19 protein-coding genes and 2 pseudogenes are annotated in these 17116 nt (G+C 35.2%); 2 read left to right on the plus strand and 19 right to left on the minus strand.

Translation table 11 applies throughout. The annotated features are described in order from the left end of the window. The first annotated feature begins 12 nt into the window (after window positions 1–12). The gene (locus tag AC1TPB_RS03435) at window positions 13–840 is read left to right on the plus strand and encodes a polysaccharide deacetylase family protein (RefSeq protein ID WP_482075202.1); all 828 of its coding nucleotides are present in this window, start codon (window positions 13–15) and stop codon (window positions 838–840) included. Window positions 841–1271: 431 nt separating this feature from the next. Here the strand turns inward: AC1TPB_RS03435 and AC1TPB_RS03440 are convergent, their stop codons facing one another. The 5 genes from AC1TPB_RS03440 to AC1TPB_RS03460 all read right to left on the minus strand — a co-directional run bounded on the left by AC1TPB_RS03440 (window position 1272) and on the right by AC1TPB_RS03460 (window position 4477). Next, entirely contained in the window at window positions 1272–2000 is a 729-nt protein-coding gene (locus tag AC1TPB_RS03440; RefSeq protein WP_482075203.1) for a hypothetical protein, read from the minus strand. Window positions 2001–2074: 74 nt separating this feature from the next. After that, window positions 2075–2587 carry a hypothetical protein gene (locus AC1TPB_RS03445; protein WP_482075204.1) on the minus strand — a complete coding sequence of 171 codons (513 nt, stop codon included), beginning with the start codon at window positions 2585–2587 and terminating at the stop codon, window positions 2075–2077. Window positions 2588–2610: 23 nt separating this feature from the next. Beyond that, window positions 2611–3540, minus strand: a complete 930-nt coding sequence (locus AC1TPB_RS03450; protein ID WP_482075205.1) for a hypothetical protein — start codon at window positions 3538–3540, stop codon at window positions 2611–2613. 164 nt (window positions 3541–3704) lie between these two features. After that, window positions 3705–4061, minus strand: coding sequence for a hypothetical protein (locus AC1TPB_RS03455; RefSeq protein ID WP_482075206.1), 357 nt, complete (start codon window positions 4059–4061; stop codon window positions 3705–3707). 98 nt (window positions 4062–4159) lie between these two features. Then, a complete protein-coding gene (locus AC1TPB_RS03460; protein ID WP_482075207.1) occupies window positions 4160–4477 on the minus strand; it encodes a hypothetical protein in 318 nt (105 codons plus the stop codon). 454 nt (window positions 4478–4931) lie between these two features. On the opposite strand from AC1TPB_RS03460, the gene adhE reads away from it, so the two are divergent. Continuing rightward, window positions 4932–7541: a bifunctional acetaldehyde-CoA/alcohol dehydrogenase gene (gene adhE / locus AC1TPB_RS03465; RefSeq protein WP_482075208.1), complete on the plus strand. Its 2610-nt coding sequence runs from the start codon at window positions 4932–4934 to the stop codon at window positions 7539–7541. A gap of 90 nt (window positions 7542–7631) precedes the next feature. Here adhE and AC1TPB_RS03470 read toward each other — a convergent pair whose 3' ends face one another. From AC1TPB_RS03470 to AC1TPB_RS03535, 14 genes and pseudogenes are all read right to left on the minus strand, one after another. Then, entirely contained in the window at window positions 7632–8312 is a 681-nt protein-coding gene (locus AC1TPB_RS03470; protein ID WP_482075209.1) for a hypothetical protein, read from the minus strand. A 57-nt stretch (window positions 8313–8369) separates the two neighbouring features. Beyond that, entirely contained in the window at window positions 8370–8594 is a 225-nt protein-coding gene (locus tag AC1TPB_RS03475) for a hypothetical protein (protein WP_482075210.1), read from the minus strand. A gap of 56 nt (window positions 8595–8650) precedes the next feature. Beyond that, on the minus strand, window positions 8651–8950 hold the full coding sequence (locus AC1TPB_RS03480; protein WP_482075211.1) for a hypothetical protein: 300 nt from the start codon (window positions 8948–8950) through the stop codon (window positions 8651–8653). 531 nt (window positions 8951–9481) lie between these two features. Beyond that, window positions 9482–9613, minus strand: a pseudogene (locus AC1TPB_RS03485) (RHS repeat-associated core domain-containing protein); the annotation flags it as partial. A gap of 222 nt (window positions 9614–9835) precedes the next feature. Continuing rightward, a complete protein-coding gene (locus tag AC1TPB_RS03490) occupies window positions 9836–10783 on the minus strand; it encodes a leucine-rich repeat domain-containing protein (protein WP_482075212.1) in 948 nt (315 codons plus the stop codon). 61 nt (window positions 10784–10844) lie between these two features. Continuing rightward, window positions 10845–11129 carry a hypothetical protein gene (locus AC1TPB_RS03495; protein WP_482075213.1) on the minus strand — a complete coding sequence of 95 codons (285 nt, stop codon included), beginning with the start codon at window positions 11127–11129 and terminating at the stop codon, window positions 10845–10847. Between the two features lie 360 nt (window positions 11130–11489). Further along, window positions 11490–11792, minus strand: coding sequence for a pentapeptide repeat-containing protein (locus tag AC1TPB_RS03500; RefSeq protein ID WP_482075442.1), 303 nt, complete (start codon window positions 11790–11792; stop codon window positions 11490–11492). Then, a pseudogene (locus AC1TPB_RS03505) lies at window positions 11772–11861 on the minus strand (pentapeptide repeat-containing protein); the annotation flags it as partial. The pseudogene AC1TPB_RS03505 and the gene AC1TPB_RS03500, both read right to left, overlap by 21 nt. A gap of 1368 nt (window positions 11862–13229) precedes the next feature. Then, the gene (gene bglS / locus AC1TPB_RS03510) at window positions 13230–13943 is read right to left on the minus strand and encodes a beta-glucanase (protein WP_482075214.1); all 714 of its coding nucleotides are present in this window, start codon (window positions 13941–13943) and stop codon (window positions 13230–13232) included. A gap of 780 nt (window positions 13944–14723) precedes the next feature. Continuing rightward, window positions 14724–15017 (minus strand): hypothetical protein, encoded by a 294-nt coding sequence (locus tag AC1TPB_RS03515; protein WP_482075215.1) that lies wholly within the window; start codon window positions 15015–15017, stop codon window positions 14724–14726. A 49-nt stretch (window positions 15018–15066) separates the two neighbouring features. After that, a complete protein-coding gene (locus AC1TPB_RS03520; protein ID WP_482075216.1) occupies window positions 15067–15234 on the minus strand; it encodes a hypothetical protein in 168 nt (55 codons plus the stop codon). A 61-nt stretch (window positions 15235–15295) separates the two neighbouring features. Further along, window positions 15296–15535, minus strand: coding sequence for a hypothetical protein (locus AC1TPB_RS03525; protein WP_482075217.1), 240 nt, complete (start codon window positions 15533–15535; stop codon window positions 15296–15298). Further along, on the minus strand, window positions 15532–15936 hold the full coding sequence (locus tag AC1TPB_RS03530) for a hypothetical protein (protein WP_482075218.1): 405 nt from the start codon (window positions 15934–15936) through the stop codon (window positions 15532–15534). The genes AC1TPB_RS03525 and AC1TPB_RS03530 overlap by 4 nt, the downstream gene beginning before the upstream one ends. A gap of 485 nt (window positions 15937–16421) precedes the next feature. Further along, window positions 16422–16763 (minus strand): hypothetical protein, encoded by a 342-nt coding sequence (locus AC1TPB_RS03535; protein ID WP_482075219.1) that lies wholly within the window; start codon window positions 16761–16763, stop codon window positions 16422–16424. Window positions 16764–17116: the final 353 nt, after the last annotated feature.

Below are 17116 nucleotides of genomic sequence, written 5' to 3' on the forward strand. Positions count from 1 at the left end.
GGAGGAAGACAATTGAAAAAGTATATATTAATTTTTATTTCACTATTATTTGTCGTTAGTATTTCAACAGCAGCATATAACTATTTTAAAGGCCACGATGAAGGTGTCGTCGTACTTATGTATCATGATTTTGGTTATAGTAATGATCCGAAAATTATTAACGCCGAAGTATTCGAAGAGCATATGGCTGCATTAGCTGCTTCCGATTATGATGTTATTTCCATGGAACAGTATATTGCTTATATGGAAGGTCATCTTGAATTAAAGAAGAAGTCTGTACTCATAACTTTTGATGATGGATACGAGGACTATTATAGTATTGCTTATCCTATTCTGAAAAATTTCAATCTACCTGCTACGAACTTCATTATTGTGAAACATACTAATGAACCTAACGAGAAAACACTGCCCCATCTAACCTGGGATCAAATGCGTGAGATGCAACAGTACGGACAAAGCTTCTACAACCATACCTATAATCATCATCTTTATCTTGATCCTGGTACATATAAGCAGGCAGCGTTAGTTAGCTTGAAAGAAAATGAGACCGAAGAAGAATACGTCAATCGCATAAAAAATGATCTTTCCTCTGCGCATGAGTTACTCGTTAAGGAGTTAGGTGACCAGCCTAATATCGTCGCTTTCCCTTATGGACGCTACGATGATAAATTACTTGAAATCAGCAAAGAACTTGGCATTGAACACACATTCAATATAAAGAAGGGTATTAATCAGTCCAAAGGGGCTAAGCAGACCAATACCGCAGTATACCACAGAGTGAACGCTGGCTTATCAAAAATTAGTGGCGAAGATTTGTTGAAGCTTATTAAAAGACAGTAATGATTACAATCACAAATGAATTAGAAAAAAAACGAAAGGGCATGAGTGCAGTACCGCACTCATGCTCTTTCGTTGTCTGGTTCAATAACTTGTCTTATTATAGGGAAGAAGTTCATCGTATATGGTTTTACATTTATTTATACCTTGAAAAATACAACATAACGAGAACTAAATTCCCGATAGCGAGTATTGAGATTATTGATTTCCTCTTCAGTCTCATTGACCATAATTTGAAATAGCCAAATATGGTTGCAATTATCAAAACAGCCACAAATAACATTTTGTCACCATCAATTCCCATTCTCTTGGAATGAAGGATACCAGCCTACATCGATTAGAACTTGGCCAGAACCAATTTTCAAATCACTAACCATACAACCCCTCCTTCACTTTGTGAGCTTTTTATATTCGACTCGTAACAGGTCTAACAATTAACTTAATGAATCCAGAAAACCTAGTGCCGTCTTATTTCCAGGCTCACTAAGCAGAATTTCTTTAGCTGTCTCTATTGCTTCTTCTCGACTAACAAGTTCATCGGGGACTTGATACAAAAAAATCAACATCTCTTTAATTGAATGATCAGTTGGATGTAACTCTATCGCTCTCCTTACATGATATAAGCTTGAAGTAGAAGCTCCCTCTATAAAAGATAGTGATGTAGATAATAGAGTTGCTGCGAGACTATGCAGGCGTGCCGTTTCATTATCCATAATCAATTTGCATACAAAAGTGTAACATGCTAAATTACTTAACTCATAAGATAATTTAATGCAGAATTCATCTAATTCCTCATCACTTAATCCTTTATCTTCTAGTAACATAGCCGCCTCAGTATGTTTACCAGAATTCAACAATTCAATTATTAGATAGATTATAATGCCGTGTGGAGTTGTTAAACTTGTATGTGACTCTTCGACATTAAGTAATTGTTTTTCTAGATTCCATTCTTTCGGTTTAGACGAGGAATTGCTAAACCATATCGCTCCTTCTTCTATCCACTTATCTCTATACTCTTGATGACTTATCCCTCTATCTAAATCATCAACACCAAATTGGAATCCGCAACAACTACATATTTCAAAACTCCCAGTCTTTACATCATTATTAACATATGGAGGTTCATCTAACTGGTCATACCCACAAACTGGACATAAATACATATTCACACCCCATAAAGATACTGTTGTCTATCCTAATATGTCACTCTATCGAAAAGCTTTATCTTTCCCCATGTTTACCCACTATTAACTTCGAAACAAAAATAACCAAATGCCAAATCCTCAACTGTTAAATCCATTAATTCAATCGACCACTGCATTAGTTTCGGAATCATATCGTCCAGAAACTCCACATAACGTTGCAATATCCTCTGATATGTCACAGTATCATCATACTTGCATAATGGATAAAGGATTGTTCCATATCGATACTCTTCATCAGTCATCTCGGATTTACTCTTACCTACACAATCTTCCATATGATTTAATTCATCAGCTTCACTAAATTGATCTCTGCATTCCAAATAGAACATGTAATCGTCGAATTCAATTTGTTGATCCTTCCTCGCGTTTCTATAAAAAGGATTGAATTTAATATATTGGGTAGTCGAGTCGGTATTAATAATTTTACTGATTAAATATTTCAAATTTATAAGCGTAGGATAATAACTATTTAAACCATTATTATAAATAGTTTGATCATGAACGATACCGTTAATGATCCCTTCTTTCTTCTCAATATTTTCCATTTTCTCACTCCTACAATCAAATCCTACTCCAATCTAAATGATCTTCCTGTAATCTCAATATCAGGGTTAAGTTCCTTCAGCTGCATCCCATATTCTTTCTTCATGCTAGATATATGCAATGACTCTAAATTCGGAAAATACGACTTAAGTTCAATAATATCCACTTGAACATTGCACAATATAAAGTCAAGATGCTTGACGTACTTTAATTCTCCAAGCTCACATAGATTCATTTCATTGGGACAGCTGTTTACAATTAATGTTTCTATCTTCTCAAATGAACTTAATGTCCGCAGATCTAGTTTTTTGCATCCATCTACAATTATTCTTGTAATATTACTATTATCTCCTGTAAAACGTTCTAAGCTGCGGCAACCTAATACGTATATTTCCTTTAAATCTGGAATGGCCGCTATATTTCCTAACTCCTTAAACTTCCCTCTCCTAAATCCAATAAACTCAAAAGGTACGCTTCTCCACTGAGTTAGATCCACCTCCATTGAGCGATTTAGATCTAGTTTTTTTAAACTTCTGCATTCAGCTATAGCTGTTAAATCTTCTAATCGCTCTACAATTATATTTATTGACTTTACTTGGATTTGAGAAAGGAGCGAAATATCTCTTCGTCGATTGCGATGCGTTTCTATTAAGATGTATTCACCCTTATCAAACCATTCAATGCCTTCGAATGTTTTAATATGTTGACCATATATAGCTAATGTTCTTAAGTTTGAAAAAGCGCTAAGTACATTAAGATTTTTCAATGAGGAATTATAGTTGATGGTAAGATGTTGAATACGATCCATTCCTTCTAATTTTATTAAATGTTCTATTAAAGCTACGGCATCAATTTCTGCCCCTAATGAATTACTTATTCTCAAACTGTCATACTGCGGTTCTATGTGTACCAATTGAGTAAAGTCGGACTCTTCTACTTCAATCTCTGTCGACATTAGGTTCATCCTTTCTTTTTCATGCTAATCCATATTGTGACAAAGTGCTCTGTTGTGAATCGGATTGATTTCCACTTAGAACAATAAAATTTGTATTATGTTCATTCTGCTTTCTAGCTTTTAATATTCCCCTTGTAATTATACTCCCTACTTTTACCTTTATTTCAGCAGTATACTTCCACACACGATGATTCAATTTTAATTTGATCACCAGAGTTTAATATAATTAAAAATTTAATTTTACTACAATCACTTTCAAGATTAACATTGTTCTCTAAACTATCATCTATTGAAGCTTCTAAAAAATAAAACCCACTTCCCCAAGGTTCTTGACAACTAATCGAAAAAAAAGAAAGTTCTTTAAACGTTAAATTTAACATCCTACTCTTTTGGTTCGGTATATTTAGCATAGTAGAAATAAATACTGTTTGATTACGATAATCACAATTTACATCTAATAGTTCAGCATCATGTAAATCTAATTTTTCAAACTCAAGCTTATTCTTTGAGTTAATAATCATTGACTAACTCATCTCCCTTTATTGTGATATAAAATTTTCATCACAGTAACCTCACTAATAAATCTACCAAGACTAGCATCGAAGTATCACGTGGTTCATTATCCAACTTTTGTATATTTATATTTTAATAATGTTTTCCCATATTTGAACTCTATCAATTTTATCTTATAGTTATTGTATAGTTCATACCCCCCAGTACCTTCACTTAAACCAATTCCATCGTATTTAACAATAACTGTATCCTCTACAGTTATAATTTGACCATTGATCTCATACTCCAAGTAAAAAGGAAACTCTCCGTAAGTATATGTAGGTTTAGGAGGATTTTCTCCAAATAAGAGTCCTACATAAATTAGTAACCAAGGACCTACAGTAAATGCAAAAAGAAGAAGTATTATTATTGCTGGGATTAACATACCTCAACGGATTATTCAACATAGACGTATCCTAGTTAATAAACCTCGTGCTTTCGCTGTTAATTTTTAGTATATCATCCAACATGTTGTTCTGGAAGATTAGGCATCTGATAATTCGCTTGACGCTTCATTAGATAATAAATACCAAAATGTTTCCTTCGGTGTCTATGTAATATCACTGCCACGCCCTTCTAGGCAGTGCATGTATGTAGAATTATATTCCGTTTGACAGTAAATCACCATTAAGTATCTGCTGGCATTTAAGGAAAAATGATATCGATTATCCTCTTATTAACAATTCAGACATATGTATAATGTAAATTTAACAATGTAAGCGGTTGTGTAACAAAGCTGTCATACATCCTTGTGAAAAATTTCACATCATTTATGTAGTTGGAATTGGTACTATTTGAGTAAGAACAAAAATAAATTTCCAACTAGGAGCGTGAGAGAAATGGCGGTTAAGAATGAAGCGGTTAAGGACATTAAACAGAGTGCTGAAGGCTATATCCAGACTGTGATTGACAAATCTTTAAAGGCACAAGAGAAATTCATGGATATGAATCAAGAGCAAATTGACAACATTGTAAAGGCAATGGCTCTTGCAGGTCTCGACAAGCATATGTATCTTGCGAAGCTGGCTGTTGAAGAGACCGGACGAGGAATATACGAAGACAAAATCACTAAAAATATGTTTTCAACAGAATCTATTTACCACAGCATTAAATATGAAAAAACTGTAGGTGTTATCGAGAATAATCCGTATGAAAACTATCAGAAGATTGCTGAGCCTGTAGGGATCATCATGGGTATTACTCCAGTAACAAATCCAACATCTACTACGATGTTTAAGGCACTTATCTCAATTAAAACACGTAATCCGATTATTTTTGGATTCCATCCGTCTGCACAAAACTGTAGTCGTGAAGCAGCGAAAATTTTACTTGAAGCAGCTGTGAAGAATGGTGCTCCTGAAGACTGTATTCAATGGATCGAGCAGCCTTCTATGGATAAGACAAATGCACTTATGAATCATCCAGATGTTGCTTTAATTCTAGCCACAGGTGGATCTGCTATGGTCAGAGCGGCATATAGCTGCGGTAAACCGGCTCTTGGCGTAGGTCCTGGTAACGTGCCATGCTTCATTGAAAAAAGTGCAGACATTAATCAAGCTGTTACTGACCTAATTCTGTCTAAATCATTCGATAATGGTATGATTTGTGCATCTGAGCAAGCAGTTATTATTGAAGAACCCATTTATGATCAAGTGAAGAAGAAAATGATTGCTAATGGATGTTACTTCCTTAATAAAGAAGAAACTGAAAAATTGACAGCTGGTGTTATGAATACAGAAAAATGTGCTGTAAACCCCGTTATCGTTGGCCAATCCGCAGTTAAAATCGCACAAATGGCTGGCATCGAGGTTCCAGAAGGCACTAAGATTCTAGTAGCAGAGCTTGAAGGTGTAGGCATAAAATATCCGTTGTCTGCAGAGAAGCTAAGTCCTGTACTTGCATGCTATAAAGTAAAAAATGCTGCTCAAGGTATTGAACGTGCTGCCGAAGTCGTAGCCTTTAACGGGATGGGTCACTCTTCAGTTATTCATTCTCACAATGAAGAGGTTATCCAGAAGTTCTCTGACCGTCTGCAAACAGGACGTATTATTGTGAACTCACCGTCTTCACATGGTGCTATTGGTGATATATATAATACGAACCTACCATCACTAACACTAGGCTGTGGATCTTATGGTCGTAACTCTACTTCTTCAAACGTAACAGCAGTGAACTTAATTAACGTAAAAAGGGTGGCACATCGTACTGTGAATATGCAATGGTTCAAGGTTCCAAACAAAATCTACTTTGAAAAGGGCTCAACGCAGTACCTATCAAAAATGTCGGATATTAGCCGTGTAGCTATTATCACTGACCCTATGATGGTAAAACTAGGTTATGTGGAAAGAGTAGAGCATTACCTTCGTCAACGTCAGATTCCAGTAGTAATAGAAGTGTTTTCTGAGGTAGAACCGGATCCATCTACGACTACTGTAGATCGTGGTACAGAGATGATGAATCGATTCCAACCAGACTGTATCATTGCCCTGGGCGGTGGATCTCCAATGGATGCTGCCAAAGCAATGTGGCTGTTCTACGAGTATCCGGATACTAATTTTGAAGGTCTAAAACAAAAGTTCATGGATATTCGCAAACGGATTTACAAATACCCGCGTCTAGGTAGAAAAGCTAAATTTGTTGCGATCCCAACGACATCAGGTACTGGTTCTGAGGTAACATCTTTCGCGGTTATTACGGATAAAAATCTTGGCAACACGAAGTATCCTTTGGCTGACTACGAATTGACACCAGACGTAGCGATTGTTGATCCTGAATTCGTATACTCTCTGCCTAAGGTAGCAGTAGCGGACACCGGTATGGACGTTCTTACACATGCTATTGAAGCCTATGTATCTGTCATGGCAAATGACTACACAGATGGTCTTGCGATTAAGGCAATCCAACTCGTCTTCAAGTATCTTGAAAAATCAGCACTCGAGGGTGATCCGGTTGCTCGTGAGAAGATGCACAATGCTTCTACGATTGCTGGTATGGCATTTGCGAACGCATTCCTTGGAATTAACCACAGCCTTGCACACAAATGGGGCGGACAATATCATACTGCACATGGAAGAACAAATGCAATCCTTCTGCCTCACGTTATCCGTTACAATGCGAAAAAACCAACCAAATTTGCTTCATTCCCTAAATATTCGCACTTCGTAGCAGATGAGCGTTATGCTGAACTTGCACAGATTCTTGGTTTACCTGCTCGTACGACTGAAGAAGGTGTAAACAGCTTAATAAATGCTATCCGCAAACTCAACAGTGTGCTTGGTATTGAAGAATCGTTCCAGCAATTAGGCTTTGACGCTAAGGACTTCGAAGCTCGCGTGGATTACTTGGCAGACCGTGCATTTGAAGATCAATGCACAACTGCGAACCCGAAATTGCCACTTGTTACTGAATTAGCAGAGGTTTACCGTAACGCCTTCTACGGTCGCTTCTAACTAGCTTCAACTAAAAGTAAAAGGATGAAATCCAACACGGATTTCATCCTTTTAATTGTCCAATTCAGAATAAGTCTCACTTAGAATTAATTATTCTAATCTAATTGCTTTAGCATCCTTTACATTGATCCCAAATTCAGCCTCAGGAAACGGTGAAAGTTTTTGAGTTTTTAATATATATATCCCTTCATGATCACTAGGTTGTAGCGTAGTAAAAAAATTCTCTTTCGAGTTCCACGATATCCCACTCACTTTAGGCAAATCTAATTTGATTCTTACTTCCTCATTACTTTGTACGCTTTTCAAATACAGCCTGATTGAACTATTCCTTTGAAATGTATTTACCAATTCGGTGCGATATTCATATTGATTATCTGCAGTAACTTGCATAGTATCTATTTTAATATTCTCAGTTAACCACCCATTTGTATTAACATATTTAAGAAATGGTACACTTAGTAAGATCATAATTACAAGTAGAACTGTAACACCTAACATACTATAAGGTGACTTCACCCCTCCGTTTTTTAACATATACAATGAATAAAGTATCAATATAAACGAAGGAATTCCAAATACTACAAGAATGACTGTTGCTACTAGATCAACACCTCTTTGAAAGTTAGCAGTACTACCTAAAACAAACCACATAATTGAACCAAAATTTATAACAATACATGTCCACCACAAGGTATTGAAAATGACTACAATTTTTTTATCTTCTCGAACCTCACTTTTCGATTTGGTAAATAATGTATTACTCTCACGCATCAATTGAATTGTGCATTATAGAATGGTTTTCTACACCATAAAAGTTTTCTATAATTTTTATTGATTTTCAGGTAATATCACTTCTATATTTTGCGCATATTCAAAAGTTGGTGTGCGAGCTTTCATTGATTTCTTGTTGCTACCGCCATTTCTTTGTATTAGATCATAATTATTATATACATGTAAATGTTGTCCTACATCAGTTGTAAGCTGAAACTCTCTAACTGGTGTTGCTATAGTTATCAACGTTTCAATTTCAATCCCCAATAATGAAGTTTTCACAAATAGTTAGAAATCAGTCTTTGAAAGCAATTAGACGAATAGGAAATCAAAAAATATTAATCTCCTGCAATATGTACAAATTCAGCAGAAGCATTTAATAAAAATTGTGTAAGTTCATCGATGTTAGAATGAAATTGAAAATCAATATATTGCTTCATATTTTCGAGGTCCTGTGCCAGTAAAATTATTTCCGGCTTTGAATACTTTACTTTTGATGTGTAATAATCATTTATTTTCCGCAAATATAAGTAACTTCTCCAATTACTGTTACTAAACAATGACTTATGCAGATCTTCACTAATTTCAAATAAGCCAATATCATTTTTATTGTTGTATAATACAACATCCAAGCCCATAGATTCATTTCCTCATTTCCAATTTAATGACGGGAATGCAGTTACTACTGTTCCATCTTTGTCCACACCCATTTTTCCGAAAATTCTTTCTCATAAACCAATCGATCACCATCTTTACTTATCCTATCAGGATTATTTAATGTTTCCCTGGAATAAGTTTTCCAATAACCTCCTTTAACAGTCCATTTACTTTTATGTTTCCATCCTGATAAACTAGTCCAATAAATTGCTTAACTTAATGTCTACCGCCTAAATCAATTAGTCTATCCAAAAAATTGGAGTAATGAGTAAGAAATTCTTGAACAGCCCAACCTACTTGCTTTACCATCAGGATCATATAAACTGTTACGAATTGCAATATCAAATAAATACTTAAATTGATTATTGTTTTTACCACCAGGTATTATTTTTTCCGTTTTTAAATAATGTCCCTATGTGAGATCTGTAGTCCCAATATAGTTGAGAATTATTACTTGTATTACGTGCATCCTCAAGGGCTACTACTAAATCCAAAAGCAAAGACTCGTATTTATGTCCACTCGGATCAACATACCTCAACGGATTATTCTGAACATACGTATACAAGTTTAGCCCAAGCGGATTATTCAATTCCCCTTCATACGTATCCTCACTTATAAAGCGGCCTACTCCCGAATCAAAGTATAATGTAAAAAAAGAAACCATATTGACCATTTTCCATAGGTAAATTACTACATAGGAATCTCTTGCTTCTCCTTGAACCACATTTTTTTCTGACCTCACACTATTTGGTATCATCTGTATATAACATATGAATGATTACTCACGTAGTGTAGGATGTCCCCAAAAGCTAACATCGTTATCATACATACACAATAAATTGAATCTACTCAAATTTGGTTATGTTTATTTCCTCCTAGCTCCTAATTCTTTTCTTAAGTGATTTTCAAATAATTCCTTCACATCAACAAAATCGCTCATCTTGTGAGAATAGTGTTTTTTGTTATCAAATCCGACGTATTCAATTCCTCTACAATACGATAGGTCTCCATCTACTATATTGGTTTTGCTAAATACGAGGAATTTCAGATTAGGAAGATTCTCAATGAATTTAAGTGATGTTATATCCCCACAATTAATTATTGATAACCTCTCTAGGTTAGACATTTCTCCAATGATTTCGATATTTTGTATACCTTTACACGATTCTAGTGTGAAATTTTTTAATAACTTGATATGCACAACATCATTAATGGTTGTAAGCTTGCTCAAATAATTCAGTTCCAATGACTCTAAGTTATTCAGATATTGGATACCATCTAATGCATTTATTGTACCTTGAGTCAGTTTGAGTTTTTTTAGACTATTTAACAATAAAAGCGAGACTAAGTTTTTTTCTTTTGGCTTAAATTTCCACAAAGATAACTCATTTAAGTTAATACAGTTTCCAAGTCCGATTACATTTTTTGTAACCGTATAGATTGAGAGTATTTTCAATTCTCTAAAATGAGTTAAATCTACCTTCCCCTTTGGTTCCTCTAAAATTAACTCCTCTAAACTTTGTAAGCCGTATAAAACCTCATAATTTTCCAATGAAATAGATAAATTAAGTTTCCTTAAGTGCGTTAAATACTGAATAAATGTAATATTCTCTAAAGAATAATATAAACTAGTAAGAAAAATAGCTGTAATACTATGTTTTTGAATATAGCTTACGTATTCAGACAACTTATGATCTTCAACTATAATGTACTCTCCGTTAAGGAATAATAATCCATTTTCCATTTCAATCGCCATCATTTCCCCCCGCTTCTTTGCATCTGTCTCCTTCAAATAAACAATTTTTAATTTCAACGGCCTACTACAAGGGAAGCATATCAGACACTCAAGATTCTTCTGTTTACATTGATTTACTTTAACCCTTAATAACAAATGCTTGTTTCTTGGCATGTGTATTTATGTTATTGACTAAATTATCTCTATAGATTGAAATGCAATTTGGAATTTCTCTGTGGTTATCAGGATAAATATTCTCTGGGAAAATAAAGAAATTATCTCTATCCATTTTTTTGATTATATAATAGTTCCCTTCGAACTCCCCACTTCTAATATGAAAAGAAGTCACAAAATCATAAATAGATTCATACAACTCTTGAGATGATATCTCATCATCTAAGAATCTTTCAATTAAATTTGACATATTTGCTTTTCCTCCTATTTAACTGGATATGCAGATAACATTGCACCATCTTCAGAAGGGCTGGTTTTTATCAATGTCTCTCCACTTGATTCGACTGCTTGCCCTGCACTAATAATTTTTTCATACGATTAATTCCCTGCTTTGTTAATCTATTATCTAATACTTTACCATTTTGCATTTCATTTTTTAATATCTCTTCTGCCCCTGCTTTTGTATCCCCTAAGAATTTTGAAAAGTTCCCTCCAGTTGTTTAATTTACATGGAACTTAGCTGTCCGATTTATTCGACACTGGGAGCACTGAAAAAAATACCACATGAAGCTGTTACACTCACATGTGGCCCAACATATATTTGAATAGATTATACATTAATCATTTTTTCGGTATTATTGGTGGATTTGTAAATTGCTCCGTGATCCAACGGAAAAAATCCTTCGGGCCAAACTGTCAAATCATTAAAGAGAGCCCCTTTAAGGTTTGATTTTTCCAATGCTTCACAGTTAAGAATAGTACCAAATAACAATGCCCCCTGAAAATCGGCATCACTAACATTTGCATTAGTTAAATCTGTATTAATCATGCTTGCATCTTTAAATGAAGCATATAAACAAGTTGTATTGGTTAGTTTTGCATCATTTAAAATGGCATTATTCAATATACACATAATTAACGATGCCTCGGTAAGATCTGCTTTCAAAAGATTTGCACTACTAAGATCAGCATTTCGCAAATTTGCTTTGCGAAGACTCTATCTCATTAGTTGATAATTGTTTAAAATAGCTCTGTGTAGATTGTATTCATCCAAATTTGCTTCAATAAGTGAATCTGCATTCACCATGATTGGATCATCACTTACTAGAGTATGTATTTTTATCATTCCTGTTTACTCCTTTACCTATTTTCCCAATCTATGCAACATAACGATGATAACCATTGTTCAATTCAGAATAAGTCTCACTTAGAATTAATTATTCTTTTCGCTTCTTTTTCTCGTATGTAAATATGATACTGAATTTCTGGAAACGGAGAGTCATTGGTAGTGATTAATTTATAGATATTCATACTTTCATTTTTCACAACAATGATTAAGTATATTGAGACAGTTAACAGAAGGGTTGACGGAATTACTAGACAAAAAAATAAAACAGTTGTAACCAAATCTATTTCGCGATTGAAATTGGAAGTTGTTCCCAATACAAACCAAATAAGTGAAATTAAATTGATGATGCTCGATGCTATCAGATAGTACATTCTAATGCCAAACCTTATGTCCACTTGGATCAGTATAAGTCAATGGATTATTCTGCGCGTATGTATACAAATTCAACGTAAGCGGATCATTAATCTCCCCCTCATACGTATCCTAGTTTATAAACCTCATGCTTTCACTGTTAATTTTTAGTATATCATCCAACATGTTGTTATGGAAGAATCGGCAGCTATGTCGGTTTCATTACGCTTATATTGGCGGTTTTGAGCGTGGAGAACGTAATATTTCTTTGGATTTACCTGTTGTGATTGATTTGTCAGATCGTTCATTCTCGTGGGTCATGGGCAAGTATCTTAACTCGTATTAAAAAGAAACCACTTCAGTTATGCAACTCCTGATCTCAATGGGGGCAACAGTATATATAAGGAACTCTTGGAATCTCAGGGTTATGACGTAAACACCGCAACCACTTCTGCTTTTGTCCAGCAGAGGAATAAAATCCTGCCCTCTGCTGTGGAATGCTTGTTTCACAAATTTACGCAATCGTATACGGATATCTGCATTAAAATACACCGTCGGTCTGACGAATTTTCACACAAAGAAGCAAGCGTCCATCATCCAAGAGATTTTCGCAAGAATGATCATGTACAATTTCGCTGAAATGATGACCTTACACGTCGTCATTTCCCAAATGGATAAACGCCACCAATACCAAGTCAACTTCACGGTCGCCGTTCACGTTTGTAGACATTTCTTGCTTGCACAAAAAACAAACGGCACAGGGCTTTTTCCCATGCCGTTTCGATTTCCATTTGTATTCCCTATTTTGTCTTTGAGCTTAACTTAATGACATTGGCCTGGCAGACTACCTTTTTTGTAAATGGAATCGCTCTAATTGCTCGTATATTTTACCCAATCATATTCGGCATATAACGGATTAGCCCCATTATATGAGCCAAGCCAGCTATTAACTCCCGTACCATTCCAGATATTCATCATAATTTTACCGGGATTGCTTGGAATGTTGGTAGTAGCTGTATGCTTTAATACGCCGTCTACATACCATTTGATAGAATTGGGCTGCCAATCAAATGCATACGTGTGGAATCCGGTTGAAGCGTCGAATCCGAGATTTATAGTCTTCTCATTACCGCCTACACCATTTTTGAAATAATTAAATTGTACTTTGGTCGTATCCTTACCCAAAAATTCAATATCAATCTCGTCCCAAGGCGTACCATCGGTAGGACCAGTATAGGTGAAAAAGGAGGATACGATACCGATATTTTTCGCCGGTTTCATATTAACCTCGTAAAGCCCATATCCGTGTTTTTGAGTAGAACGATATTCACCGCAATCGAATTGATTATAAGCGGAGCTTGTTAGACCAAGCTTTAGTTTCCCATCACTTGTGAAGTTGACATTGTTTGCACGCCAAGTGCAGTTAAACATACCACCATTCGAATATCCATCAGCTTTTTGCCATGTAGCGTTATTGAAATAAGTCAGTGGCTCCCAAAGCACGTAAGCTCCATACACATTAGCAACTAAGATGAGAGAAAGCATGAATGCGATAATACCAGATAATATCGATTTTTTTTTCATAAAACCCCTCCAAAATATAAAACTCACTAATTGAAAGTGAACATATTTAATGATTCTTGCCATTTAGTATGCGCTTTCATTAGTGGCAATTTTATTATATATCCCTCCCAAGTATTGATATATACCAATATTTAAAGATCCGATAACCTTTTTCAAAGGTCGTTGCATGGAGTGCGCGAAAAAAGACACTTAAACGCACCAATAATAGCGATTCAAGTGTCCAATGTTGAATTTTTTATAAGTTGATAAATTTTATAAGTTGCTAGTAGCGTTACGTCGCTAATGCATAGATAGTATTGCATACGACAATCCTTTAGTCATCTTCTTTTTCTATTCTTACATCTGAATACGTCGTTTCACCTTTAGTAATCTACGATTGAAACTCGTGTCATGGCATCCTCTACTTTCAATAAATCTTGAAAATGTGATGCCATGTCCATATCCCAATCGTTCATGCGCTTTATCATTCGAGCCATTCATCATCTCCTTTAATTAACCCGCATGGAGTTCGTGGATGAAAAAATACCGCCTGCAAACGATATGCAAACGGCGTTCTTGTAACAGCCGTCTATAATATATTGTCGTAAGAGCGTTTCCTGAATTAGTACCGATTGCCCAGGTTCCATTATGGAATTATTTCGTAGTTTAGTAGGAGTGTTCTTAATAAAGTTAATTTGGGCATCAATACCCGATTCTTTCAGCACTGGGTGGGGTACTGCTAAGAAAAAACCACATGGAGTTTTGCTCTCATTTGGTTTAAGAAACAATTAGTCTACCATTTTATATATTTTCATCGAATGGCAATGGGATTAAATCCTTCTTATTTTTGTTCCACCAAAATGAATTCCGTCCATAATATACTTCATGTGCCCATTCATCTGGTAACATGTGAAAAATCATACAATCATTATCCATATGACTGCTTTTTAACCAATGTCTATTGACACGCCCAACTGCTTCTTGATGTGAAATTTTGAATAACATAACTAGCTGATTCACAATCTCATCGAAGTATCTTTCCGCTTTTTCTGTTGTTGAAAATATATACTTCTGCATTAATTCTCTGCCTTTCATATCAATCCTCCCAAAAAAACTACCAATATCGCCCTTTGTTATTGGACTGTTATCCATTGGTCCATGATGTTAATTTATTCGCTAGATCGTAAGTATACGTTTCTACGGTTGCCGTACTACTTTCAACGGCAGACTTCGTAAGCCGATTTCCAACTTCATCGTACTGATAGCTTGTTGTTGCCCCATTGCGTGCTTGCACTTCAATTAATTGATTCAAAGCATCATAGATGTAATTGGATTGTTCTAGCTCATGAGCACCTTCCTGTGATCGATCCTCATCACTGCCTCTTGCTTGACGCGTCTTCCTGCAGCATATTTCCTACTTCATTATACGTATAGCTCAGCTGCTCTAACGCTTCTCCACCTGATGAATAATGCGTTAAACGACTAAGCTGCCCCAGCGCATCATATTCATAATGGGATGCTCCCGTATTCGGTAGACGCTTTTCTATCATTCTACTATTCGCATCATAGGTATACGTGGTAAGACCACTGCTTGCATCCCTTACCTCTGTCACTCACCCGAGCCATCTGTCATTTCTAAGCGGCGTCCAATAAGGTCATAGCTATAGCTCGTTTGCTGTCCATCACTATAGATAGCCTTGATCACACGACCTACTTCATCAAATTCATAGCCTGTTGTCGTACCATCTTCAGCGGTCATCGAAAGCAACTGACCGTTGTCATTATACTGATAGGACAAAGCTTCACCTAATGGATTAACACGTTGAACAAGCTGATTCGTCTCATTGTACCGATAACTTGTCATCGCCCCTGCTGCATTCGTCTGCTCTATCCGATTACCGTTCGCATCATAATTAAACTGTGTTTCGCTTCCTAAAGCGTCAACCATCTTTGTTACATTGCCCAGTTTATCATACGTATAGCTTGTCATTACCTTTTCTATGTCGACTGGCACGTTACCAGATTATTCAAATTAAACAGTGTATCAATATTTTGTTACAACTTAACAAATACTTTTTTCACTCATACCATAAGTAGTTGCTCCATGTCTTTAGAAAGTTGCGACATACAAAAAATAAAGTGCATACTTTTATGTTTCCAATACATGTCATTTGTTATGTTTGTATATAATCGTGAGAAAGCAAAGGTACGCTATTGCAAGCATTATACGTTAGTAACTGAAGTTTTAAGAAGGAATATACAAATTAAAATAAATAGGTTATAAAATTCGAGCGATGATTCGGTCTGTACGTACAGTGACATTAGTAAAGTAGATTTTAGAATAAATGCAAGTTAGGTTACTTTAAACTTAGCTGTCCGATTTATTGGGTACTGGGTGGGGGCACTGCTAAATAAAAGAAACCACATGGAGTTTTCATACTCACATGTGGTATTAGATCATTACAACTCAGAATCATAATATCTCATTAATAACAAAGCTCATTCAAAAATCCATTTTTCTTCCTGATCCTTACGACCTGAAGCATGTATGTCATTAACCGTTTTCACTCCACGATACCATGCCACGTATCTAACTTCATTCACTTCATATTCAATCTTATAAATAACATTTCCAGAGTAGCTTTCTAAAAATGGACTTTCCTCTAGCTTTACCTTATCTATTTCCAAAATTAAGCCATTTCTATTTGATATAATCCTTTCCATTTCTTCAGTGTGTTTTTGTTTTAAAATAATAAGTCCAATAGGTACTGCGACAAGAAAAATGATTAGCATGACTCCAAACATAGTAGCTAACATTAATTTCCTAACTTTTTTACTCACTACTACCTCTCCCATAGTCAAGATACTATCCCTATGCTATTCATCAATTTGTGATCTTTTTACAAATTTCCACAAATAATATATACATGCAGTAACTAAAAACAACGTTTATTACATAGCTTAACATGATATTCTGCACAATTTGATTGATACCAAATCCATTGATGAACAGTATGAAATAGGAAAAAAATACAAACAATATAATAATACTAATCTTTAACCTTTTTTTCCTCTCTACTTTCTCTTCTATTAATTTCATGTAGTACCAAAATGATAGAAACATTGCGAGATATGGTATAGCAAACTTTATAAAAAGAAGGGTTTGCTTGAAATGGTTCTTAAACATGTATTTT

The organism is Paenibacillus sp. Y951 (assembly GCF_056786395.1).

Coding starts and splice junctions, on each gene's coding strand:
- AC1TPB_RS03440 (WP_482075203.1), bottom strand. CDS start 2,000: ATGTATTTATGTCCAGTTTGTGGGTATGACCAGTTAGATGAACCTCCA.
- AC1TPB_RS03445 (WP_482075204.1), bottom strand. CDS start 2,587: ATGGAAAATATTGAGAAGAAAGAAGGGATCATTAACGGTATCGTTCAT.
- AC1TPB_RS03450 (WP_482075205.1), bottom strand. CDS start 3,540: ATGTCGACAGAGATTGAAGTAGAAGAGTCCGACTTTACTCAATTGGTA.
- AC1TPB_RS03455 (WP_482075206.1), bottom strand. CDS start 4,061: ATGATTATTAACTCAAAGAATAAGCTTGAGTTTGAAAAATTAGATTTA.
- AC1TPB_RS03460 (WP_482075207.1), bottom strand. CDS start 4,477: ATGTTAATCCCAGCAATAATAATACTTCTTCTTTTTGCATTTACTGTA.
- adhE (WP_482075208.1), top strand. CDS start 4,932: ATGGCGGTTAAGAATGAAGCGGTTAAGGACATTAAACAGAGTGCTGAA.
- AC1TPB_RS03470 (WP_482075209.1), bottom strand. CDS start 8,312: ATGCGTGAGAGTAATACATTATTTACCAAATCGAAAAGTGAGGTTCGA.
- AC1TPB_RS03480 (WP_482075211.1), bottom strand. CDS start 8,950: ATGGGCTTGGATGTTGTATTATACAACAATAAAAATGATATTGGCTTA.
- AC1TPB_RS03495 (WP_482075213.1), bottom strand. CDS start 11,129: ATGTCAAATTTAATTGAAAGATTCTTAGATGATGAGATATCATCTCAA.
- AC1TPB_RS03500 (WP_482075442.1), bottom strand. CDS start 11,792: ATGTGTATATTGAATAATGCCATTTTAAATGATGCAAAACTAACCAAT.
- bglS (WP_482075214.1), bottom strand. CDS start 13,943: ATGAAAAAAAAATCGATATTATCTGGTATTATCGCATTCATGCTTTCT.
- AC1TPB_RS03515 (WP_482075215.1), bottom strand. CDS start 15,017: ATGAAAGGCAGAGAATTAATGCAGAAGTATATATTTTCAACAACAGAA.